The organism is Stenotrophomonas sp. YJH_SMC_127, from assembly GCF_059372445.1.
On sequence record NZ_JCAFVO010000002.1, the window covers coordinates 595,891 to 615,692 of the forward strand.

19 protein-coding genes are annotated in these 19,802 nt (G+C 66.5%); 6 read left to right on the plus strand and 13 right to left on the minus strand.

All coding sequences use genetic code 11. From position 1 onward, the window contains the following. Nucleotides 1–58 precede the first annotated feature (58 nt). The 5 genes from AC5QAB_RS08040 to AC5QAB_RS08060 form a co-directional block, all read right to left on the minus strand. Nucleotides 59–820 carry a heme ABC transporter ATP-binding protein gene (locus AC5QAB_RS08040; protein ID WP_049403890.1) on the minus strand — a complete coding sequence of 254 codons (762 nt, stop codon included), beginning with the start codon at nt 818–820 and terminating at the stop codon, nt 59–61. Further along, nucleotides 817–1,860: a FecCD family ABC transporter permease gene (locus AC5QAB_RS08045; RefSeq protein WP_046430486.1), complete on the minus strand. Its 1,044-nt coding sequence runs from the start codon at nt 1,858–1,860 to the stop codon at nt 817–819. Before AC5QAB_RS08045 ends, AC5QAB_RS08040 begins: the two co-directional genes overlap by 4 nt. Then, nucleotides 1,857–2,903, minus strand: a complete 1,047-nt coding sequence (locus tag AC5QAB_RS08050; RefSeq protein WP_014647095.1) for a heme/hemin ABC transporter substrate-binding protein — start codon at nt 2,901–2,903, stop codon at nt 1,857–1,859. Before AC5QAB_RS08050 ends, AC5QAB_RS08045 begins: the two co-directional genes overlap by 4 nt. A 51-nt stretch (nt 2,904–2,954) precedes the next feature. Continuing rightward, on the minus strand, nt 2,955–4,331 hold the full coding sequence (locus tag AC5QAB_RS08055; RefSeq protein ID WP_495233322.1) for a YncE family protein: 1,377 nt from the start codon (nt 4,329–4,331) through the stop codon (nt 2,955–2,957). 122 nt (nt 4,332–4,453) lie between these two features. Further along, a complete protein-coding gene (locus tag AC5QAB_RS08060; RefSeq protein ID WP_046430481.1) occupies nt 4,454–5,482 on the minus strand; it encodes an alpha/beta hydrolase in 1,029 nt (342 codons plus the stop codon). A 281-nt stretch (nt 5,483–5,763) separates the two neighbouring features. Here AC5QAB_RS08060 and AC5QAB_RS08065 point away from each other — a divergent pair, with 281 nt between their 5' ends. Continuing rightward, entirely contained in the window at nt 5,764–6,138 is a 375-nt protein-coding gene (locus AC5QAB_RS08065) for a hypothetical protein (protein ID WP_049403897.1), read from the plus strand. Between the two features lie 74 nt (nt 6,139–6,212). Here AC5QAB_RS08065 and AC5QAB_RS08070 read toward each other — a convergent pair whose 3' ends face one another. The 5 genes from AC5QAB_RS08070 to AC5QAB_RS08090 all read right to left on the minus strand — a co-directional run bounded on the left by AC5QAB_RS08070 (nt 6,213) and on the right by AC5QAB_RS08090 (nt 13,671). Further along, nucleotides 6,213–6,584, minus strand: a complete 372-nt coding sequence (locus AC5QAB_RS08070) for a DUF805 domain-containing protein (protein ID WP_014647091.1) — start codon at nt 6,582–6,584, stop codon at nt 6,213–6,215. A 225-nt stretch (nt 6,585–6,809) separates the two neighbouring features. After that, a complete protein-coding gene (locus AC5QAB_RS08075; RefSeq protein WP_495233323.1) occupies nt 6,810–8,087 on the minus strand; it encodes a replication-associated recombination protein A in 1,278 nt (425 codons plus the stop codon). A 490-nt stretch (nt 8,088–8,577) separates the two neighbouring features. Next, complete coding sequence (gene lolA / locus AC5QAB_RS08080) at nt 8,578–9,216, minus strand: outer membrane lipoprotein periplasmic chaperone LolA (RefSeq protein ID WP_005413289.1); 639 nt, start codon at nt 9,214–9,216, stop codon at nt 8,578–8,580. 111 nt (nt 9,217–9,327) lie between these two features. Continuing rightward, nucleotides 9,328–11,271, minus strand: coding sequence for a DUF3857 domain-containing protein (locus AC5QAB_RS08085; RefSeq protein ID WP_478426702.1), 1,944 nt, complete (start codon nt 11,269–11,271; stop codon nt 9,328–9,330). 39 nt (nt 11,272–11,310) lie between these two features. Beyond that, a complete protein-coding gene (locus AC5QAB_RS08090; protein WP_032961873.1) occupies nt 11,311–13,671 on the minus strand; it encodes a DNA translocase FtsK in 2,361 nt (786 codons plus the stop codon). A 233-nt stretch (nt 13,672–13,904) separates the two neighbouring features. Here AC5QAB_RS08090 and trxB point away from each other — a divergent pair, with 233 nt between their 5' ends. Then, nucleotides 13,905–14,876, plus strand: coding sequence for a thioredoxin-disulfide reductase (gene trxB / locus AC5QAB_RS08095; RefSeq protein WP_140222803.1), 972 nt, complete (start codon nt 13,905–13,907; stop codon nt 14,874–14,876). A gap of 93 nt (nt 14,877–14,969) precedes the next feature. Here the strand turns inward: trxB and AC5QAB_RS08100 are convergent, their stop codons facing one another. Beyond that, on the minus strand, nt 14,970–16,448 hold the full coding sequence (locus AC5QAB_RS08100) for an N-acetylmuramoyl-L-alanine amidase family protein (protein ID WP_032961876.1): 1,479 nt from the start codon (nt 16,446–16,448) through the stop codon (nt 14,970–14,972). A gap of 192 nt (nt 16,449–16,640) precedes the next feature. Between AC5QAB_RS08100 and AC5QAB_RS08105 the strand changes: the two genes are divergently transcribed. From AC5QAB_RS08105 to infA, 3 genes are all read left to right on the plus strand, one after another. Continuing rightward, nucleotides 16,641–17,765 carry a GNAT family N-acetyltransferase gene (locus tag AC5QAB_RS08105; protein WP_495233324.1) on the plus strand — a complete coding sequence of 375 codons (1,125 nt, stop codon included), beginning with the start codon at nt 16,641–16,643 and terminating at the stop codon, nt 17,763–17,765. A gap of 65 nt (nt 17,766–17,830) precedes the next feature. Further along, nucleotides 17,831–18,571 carry a leucyl/phenylalanyl-tRNA--protein transferase gene (aat, locus tag AC5QAB_RS08110; protein ID WP_014647084.1) on the plus strand — a complete coding sequence of 247 codons (741 nt, stop codon included), beginning with the start codon at nt 17,831–17,833 and terminating at the stop codon, nt 18,569–18,571. A gap of 86 nt (nt 18,572–18,657) precedes the next feature. Next, a complete protein-coding gene (gene infA, locus AC5QAB_RS08115; RefSeq protein WP_005409596.1) occupies nt 18,658–18,876 on the plus strand; it encodes a translation initiation factor IF-1 in 219 nt (72 codons plus the stop codon). Nucleotides 18,877–18,931: 55 nt separating this feature from the next. Here infA and AC5QAB_RS08120 read toward each other — a convergent pair whose 3' ends face one another. Then, the gene (locus AC5QAB_RS08120; RefSeq protein ID WP_153643327.1) at nt 18,932–19,093 is read right to left on the minus strand and encodes a hypothetical protein; all 162 of its coding nucleotides are present in this window, start codon (nt 19,091–19,093) and stop codon (nt 18,932–18,934) included. On the opposite strand from AC5QAB_RS08120, the gene AC5QAB_RS08125 reads away from it, so the two are divergent. After that, complete coding sequence (locus tag AC5QAB_RS08125) at nt 19,086–19,460, plus strand: hypothetical protein (protein WP_495233325.1); 375 nt, start codon at nt 19,086–19,088, stop codon at nt 19,458–19,460. The genes AC5QAB_RS08120 and AC5QAB_RS08125 overlap by 8 nt on opposite strands. A gap of 48 nt (nt 19,461–19,508) precedes the next feature. On the opposite strand, the gene AC5QAB_RS08130 is transcribed toward AC5QAB_RS08125, so the two are convergent. Then, nucleotides 19,509–19,796, minus strand: a complete 288-nt coding sequence (locus tag AC5QAB_RS08130) for a HigA family addiction module antitoxin (RefSeq protein ID WP_197561071.1) — start codon at nt 19,794–19,796, stop codon at nt 19,509–19,511. Between the last annotated feature and the right edge of the window lie 6 nt (nt 19,797–19,802).

A 19,802-nucleotide genomic window follows, 5' to 3' on the forward strand; every position in this document is an offset into this window, starting at 1 on the left:
CAGTCCATTGAGGGAATACCGGTCAGACATGATACGCGGCGACGGCAGCAGATCCGGACTACGTCACCACCACCAACGGCACCCCGCGCCGCGGATGCTCCAACACCACCACATCCTGCTGATAGACCCGCTGCAGGTTGTCTTCGGTGAGTACCTGCAGCGGCGTGCCATCGGCCGCCACCCTGCCCTGCTCCAGCAGCACGATGCGGTCGGCATAGCCGGCGGCCAGGTTCAGATCGTGCAGCACCACGATCACGCACGCACCGGCTTCGGCACAGGCACGCACACTGCGCAACGTACGCTCCTGGTGGCGAAGATCCAGCGCCGCGGTCGGTTCATCAAGCAACAGCAGCGGCGTGTCCTGCGCCAGCACGCGCGCGAACGTGGTCCGGGCGGACTCGCCACCGGACAGCTGCTGCACTTCGCGCAGGCGTAGCGCCTGCAGTTCGGCGGCATCGATGGCAGCTTCCACCCGTGCATCGTCCACACGCGGATCCGGCGGATGCGGCAACCGTCCCATCGCCACCACTTCCTCCACGCTGAAGGCGAAGCGCACGCCATGCTCCTGCGGCATCACCGCGCGCTCGCGTGCCAGCGGCCCGGCCTTGTAGCTGGCCAGCGGTTTGTCCAACAGGCTCACCTCGCCCGCATCGGCGCGCAGGTCACCGGCCGCCACCGCCAGCAACGTAGACTTGCCCGCGCCGTTCGGGCCAACCAGCGCGGTAACCGTGCCCGGCTCGAACGCCAGCGAGATGCCATGCAGGATCTCGCGCTGCTGGCGGCGCACCACCACCTGGTGCAGTTTCAGCAGCACGCTCATGGCGCCGCCTTGCGGCGCTGCTGCAGCACCAGCCAGAGGAAGAACGGCGCACCCAGCGCGGCCGAGAACAGGCCCAGCGGAATCTCCGCAGGTGGATCGAGCGTGCGTGCGGCGGTGTCGGCCACCACGATCAGCAGCGCACCGAGCAGCCCGGACAACGGCAGCAGCCAGCGATGACCCGGGCCGACCAGCAGTCGCGCCACGTGCGGCACCACCAGGCCGACGAAGCTGATCGAGCCCGCGAACGCCACCGCTGCGCCCACCAGCAGCGCACTGAACGCGACCAGGCGACGCCGCGTACGGGTCACGTCCAGCCCCAGGTGCTGCGCCTGGCGTTCACCCAGCGCCAGCATGTCCAGCGGCGTGGCCAGTCGCTGCAGCGCAAACACGCCGAGCGCAAACAGCGGCACCACCGCGGCCACGTCGGCCCAGTTGGCGCGCGCCAGCGAGCCCATCTGCCAGAACACCAGCGACTGAAGCTCGCTTTCGCTGGCGATGTAAGTAAGGAAACCGATCAGCGCCGAGCAGAACGCGGCCATCGCGATGCCGACCAGCAGCAGCGTGGCATTCCCACTGCCTTTGCCGGGCCGGGCCAGCGCATAGGTCAGGCCGATCGCCAGCGCGCCGCCGACGAAGGCTGCCACCGGCACCAGCCAGCCGGCCGCACCGGCAGCGCCGAGAACAATGGCAGCCACCGCACCCAGCGCAGCACCCTGGCTGACACCGACGATGCCGGGGTCGGCCAGCGGATTGCCAAACAGGCCCTGCAGGCTGGCACCGGCCATCGCCAGCGACGCACCGACCATCGCGCCCAACAGGGCGCGCGGAATGCGCAGCTGCCAGACCACGGCCAGATCACGGCTGCTGACTGCCCCTGGGTCAAGCAGGCCCAGCTTCACCGCAAGCGCCTGCATCACCTCCAGCGGCGGCAACCGCAACGGACCCACGGCGAACGACGCCAGCACTGCCCCCAGCAGCGCCAGCAACGCCACCATCAACATCGTCCGCCCGCGACGGCGGCGCCGATCCGCCGGACTCATGCCTTCGGCAAGGCTGCCAGGGCCTTGGCCAGCGCCAGCGCGCCCGCACCAGAACCCACGCTGGTGTACTTCAGCTGCACATCCGGCATCACCCAGACCCGATTGGCCTGCCCGGCCGGCGTCTGCTTCAGCGTCGGGTACGCCTTCCACAGGCCTTCGGCACCGCCGAACAGCCGCAGGTCATGCTCGGTCACCAGGATCACCTCCGGTGCCGCGGCGACCACCCCCTCGTTGCTCAGCTGCGAGTAGTTCTTCACCCCGGCCTCGGTGCCGATGTTGATGCCGCCGGCCAGCGCGATCAGCTGCGCTGACGCGCTGTCGGCACCGGCAACAGTGGGCGAGCCGCCAGCGCCGGTGGCCGATACGTGGATCAGTCGTGGCGCATGGCCCAGGCCCTTGCCAATCGCTGCAGCCTCGTCGAGCTGGCGCTGCACCTGCGTGGCCAGTGTTTGCCCCGCTTCGGCCAGCCCTAGTGCGGCGGCGACCTTGCGCACCTTGTCCGGGGCCGGCTGCAGATCATCGATGACCACCGCCGGCTCACCGACTTCGCGCAGCTTTTTGGCCAGCTCGGTGTGGCGGCGCAGGCTGTTGCCGAGGAACAGCGAGCCCTGCAGGCTCAGCACGCCCTCCACGCCGGTGGTGCGGTTGAACAGGAACTGGTGCGGCGCCGCCAGGCCGGCCTGGGTGGTGGTGTTGGTCGGCGCGGCGAATACCTGCGTGCCCAGCCCCAGTGCTTCGATCACCGCGATGACGTCGTCGCCACCGGCAATGATCCGGCTGGTATCGGTCACCTCGATATCGGCGCCGTCATCGGAATGCACCTTGGCCGGCAGCACCGCCTTCTGGTCATGCACGGCCGGCAGCTCGGCACCGGCCACGCGCTGCCAGCCTGCCGGCAACGCGGTTTCGGCAGCGGCCGGTGCGGCGGGCGGCTCGGCGGCCTTCTGGCCATCAGGCGGTGTCGACGCGCCGCCACAGGCGGCCAGTACCAGCGAAACAGCCAACGGAAGCGCACACAGGCGCAGACGGGACGCGATGTTCATGCTCGTTCTCCTTGCTGGCAGGGCGGCGCGCACGCCGCCCCACCGTGTGACTTACTGCTTCGGGGTGATGCGGGTGATGCGGTCACCCTTCGGGTCCTCAGCGCCGCGCGACTTGTTCACCGCGAACACGTTGCCCTTGCCATCGGCGCGGACGTGGTTCGGCAGCGTGCCGCCATCAAGATTGGCGACCACCTTGCCGTCACCATTCACCACGGTGACCGTGCCAGCGCCACGGTTGCTGACATAGGCCAGGCCGGAGGCATCATCGAAGGCGACGTTCAGCGCACCGGCGCCGACCGGCACGTCATGCAGCACCTTGCCGGCAGCCACGTCGACGATCAGCAGGTTGTCGGTGCCCTGCGAGGCGACGTACAGGCGGTTGCGTGCCGCATCGAAGGCCACGCCCGAGGCACTGATCGAATTACCCAGATCGATGACCTTCTCGACCTTGCCGCTGGCCACATCGATCACCGCCGCTTCCGGGGTGCCGATGCTGACGGTGAACAGCTTGCCGCCCTTCTCGTCCAGCACCAGGCTCATCGGTGTGAACGTGCCGTCGTCCACGCCGGATTCCAGCGTCACCGGCGACAGCTCCTTGAAGGTCCTGGCGTCGAACACCGACAGGTGGTCCTCGCCCGTCGCCGAGGCGAACACCTTGCCGCGGGTGCCATCGACCACCACGTCGCGCGCGTGCGGCACAGTGTCGGCCGGGAACTGGTGGACCAGCGACAGGTCCTTCTGCCGGTAGACCGCGATCGAGTTCTGGCGGGTGTTGGTGACCCAGACGTTGCCGTTGGTGTCATCCACGCCCACGCCGTAGACCGCATAGACCGCGCCATTGGTGCTGCCCGGTACCTGCGCCGGGGTGATCGCCCTGGTCACCTTCAGCGACGTCGGGTCCAGCTTCAGCAGCTGCGACTGGGTCACCGGCGGGCGGCCCACGGCCGAGGTCACGAACACCGCATCGCTGGCGGCGCTGTAGGCGGACTGGTACAGGCCCGGCACCAGCTTGCTGGACCGGGTGGCGAACTGCGCCTGGCCGGACAGCGGCAGCTGCGGCGACACGCGCAGCTTCAGCACCGTGGCCGCAGCCGGCTGGCTGGCGCGCACCACCACCGGGTGGGTGCCCGGTACCGCGTCGGTCGGAATGCTCAGCTGGGTCTTGAAGTTGCCATCGGCATCGACCACCACCGGCTGCGTGTTGAGCACGCTGTCGCCACGCAGCAGGCTGACCTTCTGGCCCGGCACGAAACCACGGCCGACCACGTCGGCGGTGCTGCCGGGAACCACGTTCTCACCGCGTGAGACGACCTCACCCTTGAAGGTGGCGTTGGCCGGCTGGTCGAACACCGGCTGCGCGGTGGCGGTCACTGCCAGCAGCAGGCCGGCAGCGAGAGAGGTAAGACGGAGAGACGGACGGAACGACATGGCAGGCTCCTTGCACACGTAGGCCGCGCCACGTGGCGCGGGGGTCATCGGTTGCCTGGGCCGCTGCACGTCGGCAGCCTCGCCTGGGTAGTGGGGTCGCACGGCAGCGCGTGCGAAGGGATTCATTCGGCGGCGTTGTCACCGCCATTGGGCGCGCCATCGCCGGCGCTGCGATCGGTCACGCCGTACAGCTCATGCAGCGCCGCATGGAAGGACGCCGGCAGCATCGGGCCGTGGCCAAGGCCGGGGAACTCGCGGTACTGCACGCTCAGGCCCGGCACCTTGCCCAAGCGCTCGGACAGCTGCATCGCCGCATCCGGGGTGGCGCCACCGATGCGGCGCAGGTGCGCGACCACGCGCGGATTGTTCATGTCGCGCTTGCCGCGATCACCGACACGCTCGGCACCGCCCAGCATCAGCCAGAGCCTTGCCGGTTGGCCGTGCACGTTCTGCACGAACTGTTGTTCCGGATCCCCCAGCGCCGCACCCTGGCTCCACCACAGCGACGGGCTGGCGGCCAGATAGGACTGGAAGGCGGCCGGACGCGTGTACAGCGCATTGAGCACGAACAATCCACCCAGTGAGTGGCCCCACAGCGCTTGCTGCTGCGTGTCGATGCGTGCGCGACGCTCCACTTCCGGCTTGATGCGGCGCTCGATCACATCCAGGAACGCGGCAGCCCCACCGCCGACCGCCTGGGTCGTACCGCTCTCATCGTCGGCGCGGTCGATCCACGCGGTGTAGTCGCGGGTGCGCGCCTTGGAATCGATGCGCAGGTCGTTGTCGTAGCCGATCAGCACCAGCACCGGCGGCGCCTTGCGCGCGGCCAGCTCGGCCAGCAACGGCTGATCCAGGACCATCGCGACGGCGTTGCCGTCCAGCGCGTACAGCACCGGAGAGGACACCTTGCCGGCCTTGGCCGGGATCGCCAGGTTCACCCGCCAACGGCGCTGCTGGTCCGGGCTGTCCACCACGAAATGCTCGAAGCGATAGCTGGCCGCAGGCTCGTCGAGCACGGTGCGGCCGATCTTCTGCAGCGGGTTGCGCTGCTGTGCATGGGCATATGGGGTGGCCAGGAGCAGACCCATCATCAAGGCGGCCAAGCCGCGGGCCAGCGGACCACGGCGCGAAGGCGGAACAAAGTGCTTCATCAGCGGCGGCAGAAGCGGCCCAGGGCCGCCGGTTCACAAGGGACCGCAGTCTACCTTAAACGCGAATGATTATCACATCGATCAAACGTCACGCTGTGTATCACGCGCGCGCATGCCCGGGTTGCGCAAGGGGCAGCAATTCCCCTATTTTGCCGCCCATCGGGGCATTGGATCGCCCCGCTTCCAGCGCAGCCATGGATGGCGGGCACTTGCCGCCATCCGGGTCGCGTTCATCTGCACACAACCGGCATGGGATTGGATCCCATGATTGTGAGACTCCCTTGAAGCACACCACCCTGATCGCCCTCTCCCTCGGCCTGCTTGCGCCGCTGGCCGCCCATGCCGCACAGGACCTGTCAACGCTCTACCAGGCCTTTGAAGAAGCCGGCAATTCGTCACTGGGCATGGACCAACTCAACCAGACGGTGACATTCACTGCCGTAGCCCTGAGCGTTTCCAGCAACCTGGCGGGCGAGCCGCTGATCGAGGCCGGCGACGACCAGGGCAATGTCCTGGCCCGACTGACCAGCGACGACGAACAGCAGGCGGCCAAGCTGGGCGCACTGGAAGAAGGCGCGACGTTCACCGCCAGCTGCACGCTGCAGTTCAGTTCCGGCACGGACTACCTGTCCTTCGGCGACTGCACCATCAAGTAAAGACGAAGCCGGCGAAATGCCGGCTTCTTTTCTTTGCCTCTTGTCGAGTCGAGCCATGCCCGACTCGCGAAATGTCACGGCCCCGAAGGCACCGGACCATAAGCATTTTCCTGCGGCGTGCCCGGCAGCAGCGCGAATACGAAGATCACCAGGCCGCCGAACGGAACGAAGGCCAGCAGGTACATCCAGCCCGACTGGTTGCAGTCGTGCAGGCGGCGCACGGTGACGGCGATGACCGGCACGAACGTGGCCAGCCAGAACACGACAAACAGGATGATCGACGCGATGCCCAGGACGTCGGACTGCATCACCAGCCCGGCAACGAGCGGCACCATCAGGACGGCGGAGACGATCAGCATGAACAGCTGGAACATCCAGTACTCACGACGGTTGGCACGCCCCTCGAACTGGGCGTAGCGCTTCAACGGCAGAATCATTTCCTGCACGGCATCAATCCTTGAAAAAGTGGCCGCGCAGTGTGCCAAAGACCGCCGCCGGGAACAATGTGGAGCCGAGCCATGCTCGGCTGCCATTGGCCCTGTAGAGCCGAGCCCATGCTCGGCTGCCGTTGGCCCTGTAGAGCCGAGCCCATGCTCGGCTGCCGTTGCCGCAGGCGCTGCTGGCTCGGTCCAGAGCGGAGTCGAGCGCGGCTCGACGCTACATAAACCGGGTCAGCGACCCTTTGCCGCCCTCGCCGCTTCGCGCTCGGCACGCAGCCGGTCCAGCTTTTCCTTCAGCTTGATTTCCAGGCCACGCGGCACGGGGTTGTAGTACACCCGTTCGCCCATCGCATCCGGGAAACCCGTCTGGTCCAGCGCGATGCCACCCTCGGCGTCATGGTCGTACTGGTACTCGGCGCCGTAGCCGAGCTCCTTCATCAGCTTGGTCGGTGCATTGCGCAGGTGCAGCGGCACTTCTTCGGTACCACTCTCGCGCACGTCGGCCTTGGCCTGGTTGAAGGCGGCATAGCCGGCGTTCGACTTGGCGGTGCTGGCCAGGTAGAGCACCAGCTGGGCGAACGCCAGCTCGCCTTCCGGGCTGCCCAGCCGCTCGTAGATGTCCCAGGCTTCCAGCGCCATGCTCTGCGCGCGCGGATCGGCCAGGCCGATATCCTCGATGGCCATGCGGGTCAACCGGCGCGCCAGGTAGGACGGGTCGCAGCCACCATCAAGCATGCGGGTCAGCCAGTACAGCGCGGCATCCGGGTTGGAGCTGCGTACCGACTTGTGCAGCGCCGAGATCTGGTCGTAGAACTGCTCGCCACCCTTGTCGAAGCGACGGGTGCGATCGGCCAGCACCTGGGCCAGGGTCTGTGGGGTGATGCGCCCCCCCTCCCCGCCCGCCAGTTCCGCAGCGATCTCCAACAGGGTCAGCGCACGGCGCACGTCGCCATCGGCGGCGGTGGCGATTTCCAGCAGCAGTTCGGGGGCGACCTCGATACCCTCTTCGCCCAGGCCGCGCTCGCGATCAGCCAGCGCACGTTCCAGCGCCTCGACGATATCGGTCGGCGAAACACCTTCCAGCACATGCACGCGGCAACGCGACAGCAATGCGGAATTCAACTCGAACGACGGATTCTCGGTGGTGGCACCGACGAACAGGATCGTGCCGCGCTCGATATGCGGCAGGAACGCATCCTGCTGCGCCTTGTTGAAGCGGTGCACCTCATCCACGAACAGCACGGTGCGGCGGCCTTCGGCGAAACGCTGCGCGGCCTCGGCCAACACCTGGCGCACCTCCGGCAGGCCGGAGAGCACGGCGGAGATGGCACGGAATTCTGCGTCGGAGTATTCGGCCAGCAACAGCGCCAGCGTGGTCTTGCCACACCCTGGCGGCCCCCACAGGATCATTGAATGCACGCGACCGGATTCGACCGCGCGACGCAGCGCGCTGTCCGGCGCCAGCAGGCGCTTCTGCCCAACCATTTCGTCGAGAGTGCGCGGACGCATGCGCTCGGCCAGCGGGCGCAGGTGTTCCCGATCGACGCTCAGCAGATCGGGACCAGGGAAGGAAGTTGAACGATGTCTTGCCACCCGGTCATTGTACCGCGCCGCCCAACGGTAGCGCCGGGCCGTGCCCGGCGGGCGGGACGCGATGTCTGGTAGTGCCGGCCGCTGGCCGGCAGATCAAAGGCATGTCAACCAAGGTTGACACCCACCAAGGCGGTCCCGGTTGAAACCCACCAGAGCAGAAAGCGCCGGGCCATGCCGGCGATCAGGCCGCACGGGTGGTAGTGCCGGCCGCTGGCCGGCAGATCAAGAGCGTGTCAACCAAGGTTGACACCCAACATGACGGTGCCGGTTGACACCCGCCAGAGCAGACAGCACCGAACCCTGCCCGGCAGATCAGGCCACAGGATCGGTAGTGCCGGCCGCTGGCCGGCAGATCAAAAGCGTGTCAACCAAGGTTGACACCCACCAAAGCGCCTCCGCCCACAGGTCAATTACCGATGACGTCGGTGCCCTTCGGCGGGGTGAAGCTGAAGGTACCGGCGGCAAAGCCCGGGTTGCGCTTCCAGCCGCTGAAGCTGATCACAGTGCGCTGGCCAACCGCATCGGTGATTTCCATCTTGGCCAGGCCCTGGGCATTGAAGCCCAGCGCGGCGTACTGGAAGCTGGCTTCGGTCTCGCGCTTCGGCGACAGCGACAGCCACTGCAGGCCGTCGCGCTGCGCAGCCTCTTCACTGACGTCGTACTGCTGTTCCAGCAGCGCCGGGTTGATCAGCGCGGTCAGCGGACTGTTCTGCTCTTCCTTGCCCTGCTCGCGCACGGTGGCCTGCTCCAGGTCCGGTTCGTACATCCAGACCTTCTTGCCGTCGGCCACGATCAACTGCTCGTGCGGGCGCACGTATTCCCAGCGGAACAGGCGCGGCGCCGACAGGGCCACGCGGCCACTGGTCGATTCCTTCACCTTGCCGCGGCTGTCGAACACCTGCTGGCTGAACTGGCCATCCAGGCCCTTCAGGCCACTGGTGAAGGTCTTCAGGTCATCGCGGGCGCCTGCCCAGGCGCTGCCGGCGGCGGCGCAGGCCACGGCCAGGGTGGTGGTGGCAAGGAAACGGCGGAAGCGGAAGTTCATGCGGGAATCCTGTGGGCGCGGGCGCCAGGAAAGGTGGTTGCCAGTGTGCCCGGGGAAAGATGAATGGGCGATCAGGGCGACATTATGCCGCCCTGAACGTCCATCGGCGATTCAGCCGCCCGAGCCCGGCAGCTTGCCGTACAGCACCTGGCCACGGAAGCCACGCCGCACTTCGCGATACAACGCGCGGAATGCGGTGTAGTCCTGCGGCTGGCACAGCGCCTCCGGGCCACGCACCGCGTTCTGCTGCAGGCGATGGCGCACGATCACGTCCTGCCCCTCGCGGCTCCAGTCCACGCGGTACTCGCCAGCGGCGTTGGTGAAACGCTGGTTGGCCGGGATGGCGATGATCGGCGCATTGGCAGGGAACTGCAGGCGATAGGTTTCCTCGCGCAGGCTGGCATTGCAGTAGAACGGCGTCTCGTTGGCCGGCGCCGAGGCGGTGGCGTACAGGCCACGCACCGACTCGCCGCCCGGCGGATCCGGCACGGCCATGCCGCCGGCCACGCTGAAGTCGGCGTAGTCCTCGGCCTGGAAGGCCATGCGATAGCCGAACGGCCGGGTCAGGTCGACCGGCACGCCCTGGATCTGCAGCTGCCCTCGCCCGTCGAAACCGGACGCGGCCATGATCTGCTCCTCGGCGCGCGCACGGTTCTGCGCGTTGAGCTGGGAGAACTGGGCGCGCATGCCGATCTCGGCGTTCTCGCCCAGCTTCGGAATGGTCTCGCCGCGCAGGTTGCCGTTGGCGTCGAAGGTGAAACGCACTTCCATCGAGGTGGCATTGCGCTGCGGCGTGTTGGCCGGGGTACGCGCCAACGAGGCGTCGCGGGTACGCATCACCGGCGCACCCAGGTCACCTTCCGGCAGCTGCCCGAAGCGGGCCCACGCGGTGGTCGAATCAAGGTACAGATCGAATTCCGGGATGTAGGTGATGGCGTGGTTGAAGCGGCCCAGCACCGGAATCTTCGGCAGCGTCGGGCCACCGCCGGCACCGATCAGCACCGGCGAGCTGGCGATGCCCTTGGCTGCCAGCAGTGCCTCGAGGATCGTCACATGGTCCTTGCAGTCACCATAGTGGTTGTCGAGGATGCTCTGCGCGCTGTTCGGCTCCAGGCCGCCATTGCCCAGGTACACCGCCACATAGCGGATGTTCTGCGCCACCCAGCGGTACAGCGCATCGGCCTGCTCGCGCCGGTCGCTGATGCCAGCGGTGATCTCATCAGCCAGCGCCTGCAGCGCCGGGGTCACGTCGGCCGCCGGGCCGGCCTTGAGCTGGTAGGCGCGTCCCATCTGCGACCAGTCACGATAGGTGCTGGCCATGATGTTCGGGCCGAACTCCCAGCCCGCCGCCGACCAGTTCTGTGCCGGCATGGCTTCGCGCCGCTGGTAGCGCCAGCGCCACTGCGCCTGGCCGTTCTTCACCGTCGGGCGATCGCTGCCCTGCACGCCGCGGCTGTCGACGAACATCGGCAGGTTGGCCGGCGCAGTCAGGGTGACCTCGGCGTCTTCGTACTCGGTGAAGACGTTGAAGGTCTCCCACAGGCCGAAATAGCCCGGGAAGTACGGCGTGGCCTGGGTGCGGCGCACCTGGTAGTACAGGCGCGTGCCCGGGGCCAGGTTCGGGAACACGATCACCCGCACCTTGCGGTCGGCATACATCGCCGCCGAGGCGCTGGAGTAACTCTCCTGGGTGTAGATGCGATCGGCCGGCACGTCGCGCCGCTGGCCATCGGCGGTGATGGTGTAGGCACCGAGCACTTCCAGCGTCTCCATCTTTTCGCTGTAGCTCAGCCGCACCTGGCTGAACTGCTCGACGGAGGCCTTGGTCTTGAGCAGGACTTCGTAGGTTTCGGTCTGCACATTGCCCGCATCCGGCCGCACCTGGTAGTCGGCGCGGTAACGGACAATGCTGAAATTATTGCTGGCTTCGGTATCGCCGCTGGTGGAAGGCGGCGCCGTGGCGGGCGCGGAGGTGGCGGTTTCTGCCAGTGCCGGGCCGGCAGCCAGGAAGGCTGCCAGCGCCAGCGCCAGCGCGCTTGGTACGGGGTGAAGCATGCGTCGGTTCCTTGGACGTCGTGGGGGATACGTCGGGCCTTACTTCGGCGGCGGCGGTGCCAGCACCGTGCGGTCGCCGTTGTGCTCGGGCGGGCTGACCACGCCGGCCGCTTCCATGGCCTCGATCAGTCGCGCTGCACGGTTGTAGCCGATCTTCAGCCGGCGCTGCACGCCGGAAATCGAGGCGCGGCGGGTCTCGGTGACCACCCGCAGCGCTTCGTCATACAGCGGGTCGGACTCGTCGCCGGCCGCACTGGTCTCGGGCAGGCCGGTGGCACCGACGACCACGCCGTCGCCCATCGTCTGCACCTCGTCCAACACCCCGTCGACATAGTCGGCCGGGCCCATCGCCTTGAGGTGCTCGACCACGCGATGCACTTCGTCATCGGACACGAACGCACCATGCACGCGCTCGGGCAGCGCGGTGCCCGGCGGCAGGTACAGCATGTCGCCGTGGCCCAGCAGGGTCTCCGCGCCGGACTGGTCGAGGATGGTGCGCGAGTCGATCTTGGAGCTGACCTGGAACGCGATACGCGTCGGGATGTTGGCCTTGATCAGGCCGGTGATCACGTCCACCGACGGGCGCTGCGTGGCCAGGATCAGGTGGATGCCGGCCGCACGCGCCTTCTGTGCCAGGCGCGCGATCAGCTCTTCCACCTTCTTGCCGACGATCATCATCATGTCGGCGAATTCGTCGATGAAGATGACGATGAACGGCAGCGTCTCCAATGGACGCGGCGCCTCGCCCAGCTCCGGGTTCGGCTTGAACAGCGGGTCCATCAGCGGCTGGCCGGCATCCTGCGCTTCCTTCACCTTCTTGTTGAAGCCGGCCAGGTTGCGCACGCCCACCGCGCTCATCAGCTTGTAGCGGCGCTCCATCTCGGCCACGCACCAGCGCAGGCCGTTGGCAGCCTCCTTCATGTCGGTGACCACCGGCGCCAGCAGGTGCGGGATGCCCTGGTAGACGCTCAGCTCGAGCATCTTCGGGTCGATCATCAGCATCCGCAGGTCTTTCGGCGAGGCCTTGAACAGCAGGCTCAGCACCATCGCGTTGACCGCCACCGACTTGCCCGAACCTGTGGTACCGGCCACCAGCAGGTGCGGCATGCGCGCCAGATCGGCCACGGTCGAGCGCCCGGCAATGTCCTTGCCCAGCGCCAGGGTCAGCACGCTGGCCGACTTGTCGTATTCCTTCGAGCGCAACAGCTCGGACAGGTAGATCATCTCGCGGGTGACGTTGGGGATTTCCAGGCCGATCACCGACTTGCCCGGAATCACGTCGACCACGCGCACCGACTTCACCGACAGGCCGCGCGCGATGTCCTTGTCCAGCGAACTGATCTGGCTGACCTTGATGCCCGGCGCGGGCTCGATCTCGAAGCGGGTGATGACCGGGCCGGGGTTGGCGCCGACCACCTGGGCGTCGATGCGGAAATCCTTCAGCTTGAACTCGATCTGCCGTGACAGCGCGTCCAGGGTTTCCTTGTCGTAGCCCACCGGCTGCGGCTTGGGGTCGTCCAGCAGGGCCAACGGCGGCAGGTCCGAGCCGTCGCCGTTGACGCCACGGAACATCGGGATCTGCGTGTCGCGCTTGGCCCGGTCACTCTTCTCGATCACCGGTTCCGGGCGCGGCTCGATCTTCACCGGCTCGCGCTTGGCGCGGACCTCGGCATCGGCCTTGCGCACTTCCTGGCGCTCCTCGCGCATCACCCGGGTCTGCTGCCACTCGGTGACTTCTTCCTTCTTGCGCGCCAGCAACGGTGCCAGCGACATCACGCCACGGCCGATCTTTTCCATCACCGTGAACCAGGACAGCCCGGTGGCCAGGGTAATCGAGGCCAGCAGCAGCACCAGCACGAACAGGTTCGCGCCCAGCGCACCGAAGCCCACCGTGAGCGAATTGCCAACCAGCTTGCCGAGAATGCCGCCGGCGCTGGAGACATCGCCACTGAACAGGCGTACATGCAGGAAGCCGGTGCCAGCAATCAGGAAACCGACCAGGCCGACCAGGCGCAGCGCCGGGTCCAGGTCGTTCTCGCCCTTGCTCTCGCGCTTGAGGCCGAACATGGCAATCCACGACAGCGCACCGAGCACCACCGGCAGCAGGAAGGCGATGTAGCCGAACAACTGCAGCAGCACGTCGGCGATCCAGGCGCCCGCGCGACCACCGAGGTTGTGCACCGGCGCGACCACGCTGCCGGTATGCGACCAGCCCGGATCCGTCGCTGAATAGGTGAAAAGACTCGCCGCCAGATAGAGCAGGGCCGGCGCGATCGCGATCAGGCCCAGGTCGCGCCAGAGGCGCTGGCGGCGTGGATTGTCGGTCGTCGCCGCCGCGGCCGTGCGACGTGACGCCTTGCTGTCGTCCGACTTGGAGCGTTCAGGGACCTGCTTCGCCACCTTAGACCATACCTTTGGAATGCGCTGTTAGTGATTGATAATAAATGAGACGGCGTCAGTTTTCAGTTATGCGACTTCTGACCGGGCCCGGACAGGGCCGAAACCACCGCTGGATGACGGCGTTCTGTTCATCGGCTTGAATCGCCCTGCCCCAGCCGCCACTCTATGACCAGCCACGGATGCTGCGCAAACATCGCCAGCGCCTTGTCCCATCTACCTTTTCGCGAGTCTACATGAGCACCAGCCTGCCCTCCCGCCACCAGCGCCTCGTCATCCTCGGTTCCGGACCGGCCGGCTGGACCGCCGCCGTCTACGCCGCCCGTGCCAACCTGAAGCCGGTCGTCATCACCGGCCTGCAGCAGGGCGGCCAGCTGATGACCACCACCGAGGTGGACAACTGGCCGGGTGACGCCCACGGCCTGATGGGCCCGGACCTCATGGCGCGCATGCAGTCCCACGCCGAGCGCTTCGAGACCGAGGTCATCTTCGACCACATCCACACCGCCGACCTGTCGCAGCGCCCGTTCAAGCTGATCGGCGACAGCCACGAGTACACCTGCGACGCGCTGATCATCGCCACCGGCGCCACCGCCAAGTACCTGGGCATCCCGACCGAAGACGAGTTCAAGGGCCGCGGCGTGTCCGCCTGTGCCACCTGTGACGGCTTCTTCTACCGCGACCAGGACGTGGTCGTGGTCGGCGGCGGCAACACCGCCGTGGAAGAGGCCCTGTACCTGTCCAACATCGCCCGCAAGGTCTACCTGGTCCACCGCCGCGACACCCTGAAGGCGGAGAAGATCATGCAGGACAAGCTGTTCAGGAAGGTGGCCGAAGGCAAGATCGAGACCGTCTGGCACCACCAGGTGGAGGAAGTGCTGGGCAACGACGCCGGCGTGACCGGCGTGCGCGTGAAGTCCACCCTGGACGGCGGCACCCGCGACATCGATGCCCACGGCTTCTTCGTGGCCATCGGCCACCACCCGAACACCACCCTGTTCGACGGCCAGCTGGCGATGAACAACGGCTACCTGGAAATCCGTTCGGGCCTGGGCGGCAACGCTACCCAGACCTCGGTGGAAGGCGTGTTCGCCGCCGGCGACGTGGCCGATCAACACTACCGCCAGGCGATCACCTCGGCCGGCTTCGGCTGCATGGCCGCACTGGACGCCGAGCGCTACCTGGACGCGCAGGGCAAGGCCAGCTGACCGGTGGTTTGTAGAGTCGAGCTATGCTCGACTAAGGAAAACGGGCGCGCAAGCGCCCGTTTTCGCAACCCTTCTACCCGCTCCAGGCACCACTCAGGCCCGGACGCAGGACTGGGTGAACGCCACCGGTGCCGCGACGACATCGTCCGCATCGCGCAACAGGACATTCCAGCGGACTGAGCCGGGCTCCGTGGAGGAGCAGCTCACTTCGAACTTCACCGGCGCATCCGGATCTTCAAAGCGGCCCTTCCACGGCGTGCAGTATCCGGGCCGGTCGCAATCTGCCACGGCCACTTCAAGTTCCAAGGGGTACTGGGGATTGCCCGCGAAACCCACTGTCAGCTCGCGCACCGCCTGCAGCGGAACCTCGACATCGGGAAGGGGGTGAAGCGTCAAAGGCTCACAGGCCTTGCCCTGTGCCCACAGGCGATAGCCCTTCTCAACGCCTTTCATCGACGCCGAGCGGAAGACGGGGTCCTGCAAGGCGGCCACATCGTCAGGATTGGAGTGGTAGGCGGTTTCGATGATCACCGAGGGCATCTTCCCAATGCGGTTCTCGCCGTGCCTGGCCGAGGTCGAACTCTCGCGAATCGGGAAATCCCGATAGCCCGGTTGCGCTCGGATGATTTCACGCATCCCACAGAGAATGCTATCCGCCAGCGCCTTGTCCTGCGGTTTGTCCTGATGATAGTAGACCTCGGTTCCACGCAGACTGGCTGAATCGCTGCCATTGGTGTGCAGGCTCAGCATCACATCCACACCCAGATGGTTTGCATAGTTTGGCCGAGCCCGTATGTCCTCTTCCTTTTCGCGAGCAGACTCTGGGCTGTTCGGAAACTCATTCCACATGTCGGTGCGTTCGGGGAAAAGCGCCTTGAGGTGGTAGCGGGATGACATGTGCTCCCATGGCTTCCCGGACTCCGGATGGAGTTCCGTGGAGCGGCTCCGTGCCCGGTGCACCGTCAGGCCGCTACGTTGTTCCATCAATACTTGCAGTTCGTCACCAAACAGTGGACTCAGCGTGTCTTCCTGAATGCCGAGAGGCGCTGGGCGCTGAAACTTCCATTCCCTGCTGGGATGCAAGCTGATGTAGCCATGGCTTGCTGACACCAAAGCTGATGTATGCGTCAACTTCTCTTTCGTCTTCGGCGGGACGGCCAGATCCTCGGGGTAGTATTCCTCAAGTGTTTTTCCGTCAAACAGGAAGTCAATATCATTCACATCCAGTCCTGACTTCTCGGCGTAGAACCTCAACGTAGATGCCATCGGAATCAGGAAGAGCTCGTCATAACCGCGATCCGGGCCGGGAAGGTATCCAGGCCCAAAGCTGATCACCATCGATCTTGCCTTCACATCAAGACTGATGCTGACGCTGATTTGTCGCAGCTCACCCCTCTCCTGCAAATGACGCGTCAGCTGGTTCGCAGCTTCACGCTCCAACAGCGCAACTACTTCCGCGTAGGCACCTGGATCCTCAAGCACTTTTGCCGGCTGATCTCCAGAAGCCAACACGGGTGGTACAAAGATCAGGCCGCACGCGACCACGGCAGTTGCAAGCTTCAGTCCCTTCATTGTTGATTTCTCCATGTGGTGGGATGCGCGCCGCTCGTGCAGCGCCCTGCCACCCTGCCGAGCCGTGCGCCGGTGATTCCGCACCAAGCGCACACGGATGGACAATTCAAACTTTCCTCACCCCCAACCGGAACAAACCAACCCAGCCCCGCCAGCCCCGTTCGCTATCCACCTGGCCTATCCTTGCCAACCATGCTCTCCCCCCGCTTCCTCGACTCCCTGCAGTTCATTCCCGCCACCGACTGGGATGCCCTGCACGACGGCCAGAATCCGTTCGTCAGCCACGCCTTCCTCTCAGGCCTGGAACAGCACGGCTGCCTGCGCGAGGACTGGGGCTGGCAGCCCCGGCACTTCACGCTGTGGGAGGGCGAGCGCCTGATCGGCGCAATTCCGGGCTACCTGAAGACCAACTCCCACGGTGAATTCGTGTTTGACCATGCCTGGGCCAACGCCTATGCCCGCCATGGCCGCGACTACTACCCGAAGTGGCTGGGCGCAGTGCCGTACTCGCCGGTCACCGGGCCGCGCCTGCTGGCCCGTCACGATTCAGAGCGCACCACGCTGCTGTCGGCGTTGCGCGATGCACTGCCGGCACTGGCCGTGTCATCGGCCCATATCAACTTCCACGCCGCAGCGGACGAGGCGCTGTTCGGCGATGACTGGCTGCTGCGCGAGGACGTGCAGTTCCAGTGGCAGAACCCGGGTGACTGGGCGACATTCGACCAGTTCCTCGGCGCGATGAACCACAAGCACCGCAAGAACATCCGCCAGGAACGGGCCAAGGTCACCCGCCAGGGCATCAGCTTCCGCGTGGTGCACGGCGACGAGGCCAGTCGCGCCGACCTGCAGGCGATGTACCGTTTCTACCTGCAGACCTTCCTGGAATACGGCAATGCCCCGGCGCTGACCGAGCCCTTCCTGCGCCATCTGGCCATTTCATTGGGACGCGGGCTGGTGCTGTTCCTGGCCGAGCAGGAAGACCAGCCGATTGCCGGCGCGCTGTGCCTGCGCGGCGGTGACACGCTGTACGGCCGCTACTGGGGCGGCGCCACCCTGCCCGGCCTGCACTTCGAAGCCTGTTACTACCAGGGCATCGAGTACTGCCTGCGCGAAGGCCTGAGCCGTTTCGAACCCGGCGCACAGGGCGAGCACAAGCTGGCGCGCGGTTTCCTGCCGACGCTGGTGCGCAGCCGGCACTGGGTGGCTGATGCGGAGTTCGCCGAGGCGTTGCAGGAGTGGTGCCGGCAGGAGCGACGGGATGTGCGGCGCTACCAACAGGAGCTGCTGGGGCACAGCCCATTCCGCGCGGACGGGTGACCTGCCAACCAAGGTTGGCATCTACCGCAGCATTCACGCGGGGCCGCGACGAATACAATGCCGGCATGACCCGCCAGCTGCCCTGGCGCCTGGCCGACGCGCCGGACGCCCCCTTCCCGCCGGCCGAGACCGCCCTGCGCCAGCCCGACGGCCTGCTCGCCGTGGGCGGCGACCTGCACCCGGCGCGCCTGCTCAACGCGTATGCGGGCGGCATCTTTCCATGGTTCAGCGAGGGCGAGCCGATCCTGTGGTGGTCGCCCGACCCGCGCATGGTGTTCCGTACCGATGGCGTGCATCTGTCCAGCCGCTTCCGCCGCCAGTTGCGCGGCAGCACATGGGAGGTCACCGCCGACACCGCCTTCAGCCGGGTGATGCGCGCCTGTGCGGCGGCACCGCGGCCCGGCCAGGACGGCACCTGGATCAGCCCCGACATGGTCGAGGCCTACAGCCAGCTGCATGACCTCGGCTTTGCCCACTCCTTCGAGGTCTGGGACCGGCAGACGCTGGTCGGCGGCATCTACGGGGTGGCGATCGGGACGATGTTCTTCGGCGAGAGCATGTTCAGTGGCGCCAGCGGCGGCTCCAAGATCGCCCTGGCCGCGCTGGCATCCACGCTTCACGGCTGGGGCTGGGCGCTGATCGATGCCCAGGTGGAGAATCCGCACCTGCTGCGGATGGGCGCCGAGCACCTGCCGCGCGCGGCGTTCCTGCAGCACGTCCGCCACGCGGTGCGCCATGACGGCCGTGAAGGCCCGTGGACGCAGGCGGTCGGACGCCTGCCGGCACAGCGTTTGGCCGGGGGTTAACACAAACTTTGCAAGCTGGGCCGGTCACGCGTAAAATACTGCGCCTTAGGCCCAGCGTGGCCGTTTTCTGAACCGCACAGGACTACATGTCGAAAGACGATTCCATCGAGTTCGAGGGCACCGTCAGCGAGACGCTGCCGAACACCACTTTCCGCGTTCGCCTGGAAAATGGGCACGAAATCATCGCCCACATTTCCGGCCGCATGCGCAAGAACTACATCCGCATCCTCACCGGTGACCGGGTCAAGGTTGAAATGACCCCGTACGACCTGACCAAGGGTCGTATCACCTACCGCATGAAGTAAGCGGTCGGCGCGTTGCGCCACTTCGACAAGGCCAGCCCTGGTTGCTGGCCTTTTGTCATGCCTGCAATCCGGCCCTGCCGGAGGTCATCGTGACCGAACGCACCGTGGCGTCGGTCAGCCCTGCTTGCGGCAGATTCGCATCTTCATCCGTGGCGGCATCGTGGGACCCGATCCAGTCCGGATCGCCATTCCCCTGCCCCGCCATGAACATGCTCACGTTGACCGCCCTGCTCGTCGCCGTTGCCGCGTCCGCCAGCGCATCGCCTGTGCGCGCCGCCGAGCCCCCCTCCACGGCCAGTGACTGCATCCAGCTGGGCAGCGACCAGCAGATCGTGCGCGCCGGCGTTTCGCGAAACATCCTGCTGCGCAATGGCCAGGACCACTATGTCGTGCACTTCCAGAACGACTGCTCCACTGCCGGCTACTCGCGGAAACTGAGCTTCATCACCGAAGGCCAGCAGGGCCTGCTGTGCAGCGCCGGCCGCAGCCAGCTGCGCACCGATGCCGACCACTGCCCGGTGGCGCAGATCGAACCGATCGACGCGGCCACCTTCCAGAAGAAGGCCCGCCAGCGCGGCCGCTGATGGCACACATGGCAAGGGCGGCCGAAGCCGCCCTTGCCATGAGGGGCGTCACCGCACAGGCGCAACCAGTGGAAGCACCCGCGGCTGCTCGTGCTGCCGCGCCAGCCAGAGATCGTAGCTGGATTGCAGTCCCATCCAGAAAGCCGCCGTACTGACCCCGGCCATTTCCAAGCGAATGGCCAGATCGGGGCTGATGCCCGCCTTCCCGTTCAACACCCGCGACAATGCCACCCGCGACATTGCCAAGCGCTCGGCCGCTTCGGTCACCGAGAGATCCATCGGATCGAAAACCATTGCGTTGATCGTCTCCCCCGGGTGTGGATGGTGATGAATCATGCGCGG

Coding starts and splice junctions, on each gene's coding strand:
- AC5QAB_RS08040 (WP_049403890.1), bottom strand. CDS start 820: ATGAGCGTGCTGCTGAAACTGCACCAGGTGGTGGTGCGCCGCCAGCAG.
- AC5QAB_RS08045 (WP_046430486.1), bottom strand. CDS start 1,860: ATGAGTCCGGCGGATCGGCGCCGCCGTCGCGGGCGGACGATGTTGATG.
- AC5QAB_RS08050 (WP_014647095.1), bottom strand. CDS start 2,903: ATGAACATCGCGTCCCGTCTGCGCCTGTGTGCGCTTCCGTTGGCTGTT.
- AC5QAB_RS08055 (WP_495233322.1), bottom strand. CDS start 4,331: ATGTCGTTCCGTCCGTCTCTCCGTCTTACCTCTCTCGCTGCCGGCCTG.
- AC5QAB_RS08060 (WP_046430481.1), bottom strand. CDS start 5,482: ATGAAGCACTTTGTTCCGCCTTCGCGCCGTGGTCCGCTGGCCCGCGGC.
- AC5QAB_RS08075 (WP_495233323.1), bottom strand. CDS start 8,087: ATGCGTCCGCGCACTCTCGACGAAATGGTTGGGCAGAAGCGCCTGCTG.
- lolA (WP_005413289.1), bottom strand. CDS start 9,216: ATGAACTTCCGCTTCCGCCGTTTCCTTGCCACCACCACCCTGGCCGTG.
- AC5QAB_RS08085 (WP_478426702.1), bottom strand. CDS start 11,271: ATGCTTCACCCCGTACCAAGCGCGCTGGCGCTGGCGCTGGCAGCCTTC.
- trxB (WP_140222803.1), top strand. CDS start 13,905: ATGAGCACCAGCCTGCCCTCCCGCCACCAGCGCCTCGTCATCCTCGGT.
- AC5QAB_RS08100 (WP_032961876.1), bottom strand. CDS start 16,448: ATGAAGGGACTGAAGCTTGCAACTGCCGTGGTCGCGTGCGGCCTGATC.
- AC5QAB_RS08105 (WP_495233324.1), top strand. CDS start 16,641: ATGCTCTCCCCCCGCTTCCTCGACTCCCTGCAGTTCATTCCCGCCACC.
- aat (WP_014647084.1), top strand. CDS start 17,831: ATGACCCGCCAGCTGCCCTGGCGCCTGGCCGACGCGCCGGACGCCCCC.
- infA (WP_005409596.1), top strand. CDS start 18,658: ATGTCGAAAGACGATTCCATCGAGTTCGAGGGCACCGTCAGCGAGACG.
- AC5QAB_RS08125 (WP_495233325.1), top strand. CDS start 19,086: ATGCTCACGTTGACCGCCCTGCTCGTCGCCGTTGCCGCGTCCGCCAGC.
- AC5QAB_RS08130 (WP_197561071.1), bottom strand. CDS start 19,796: ATGATTCATCACCATCCACACCCGGGGGAGACGATCAACGCAATGGTT.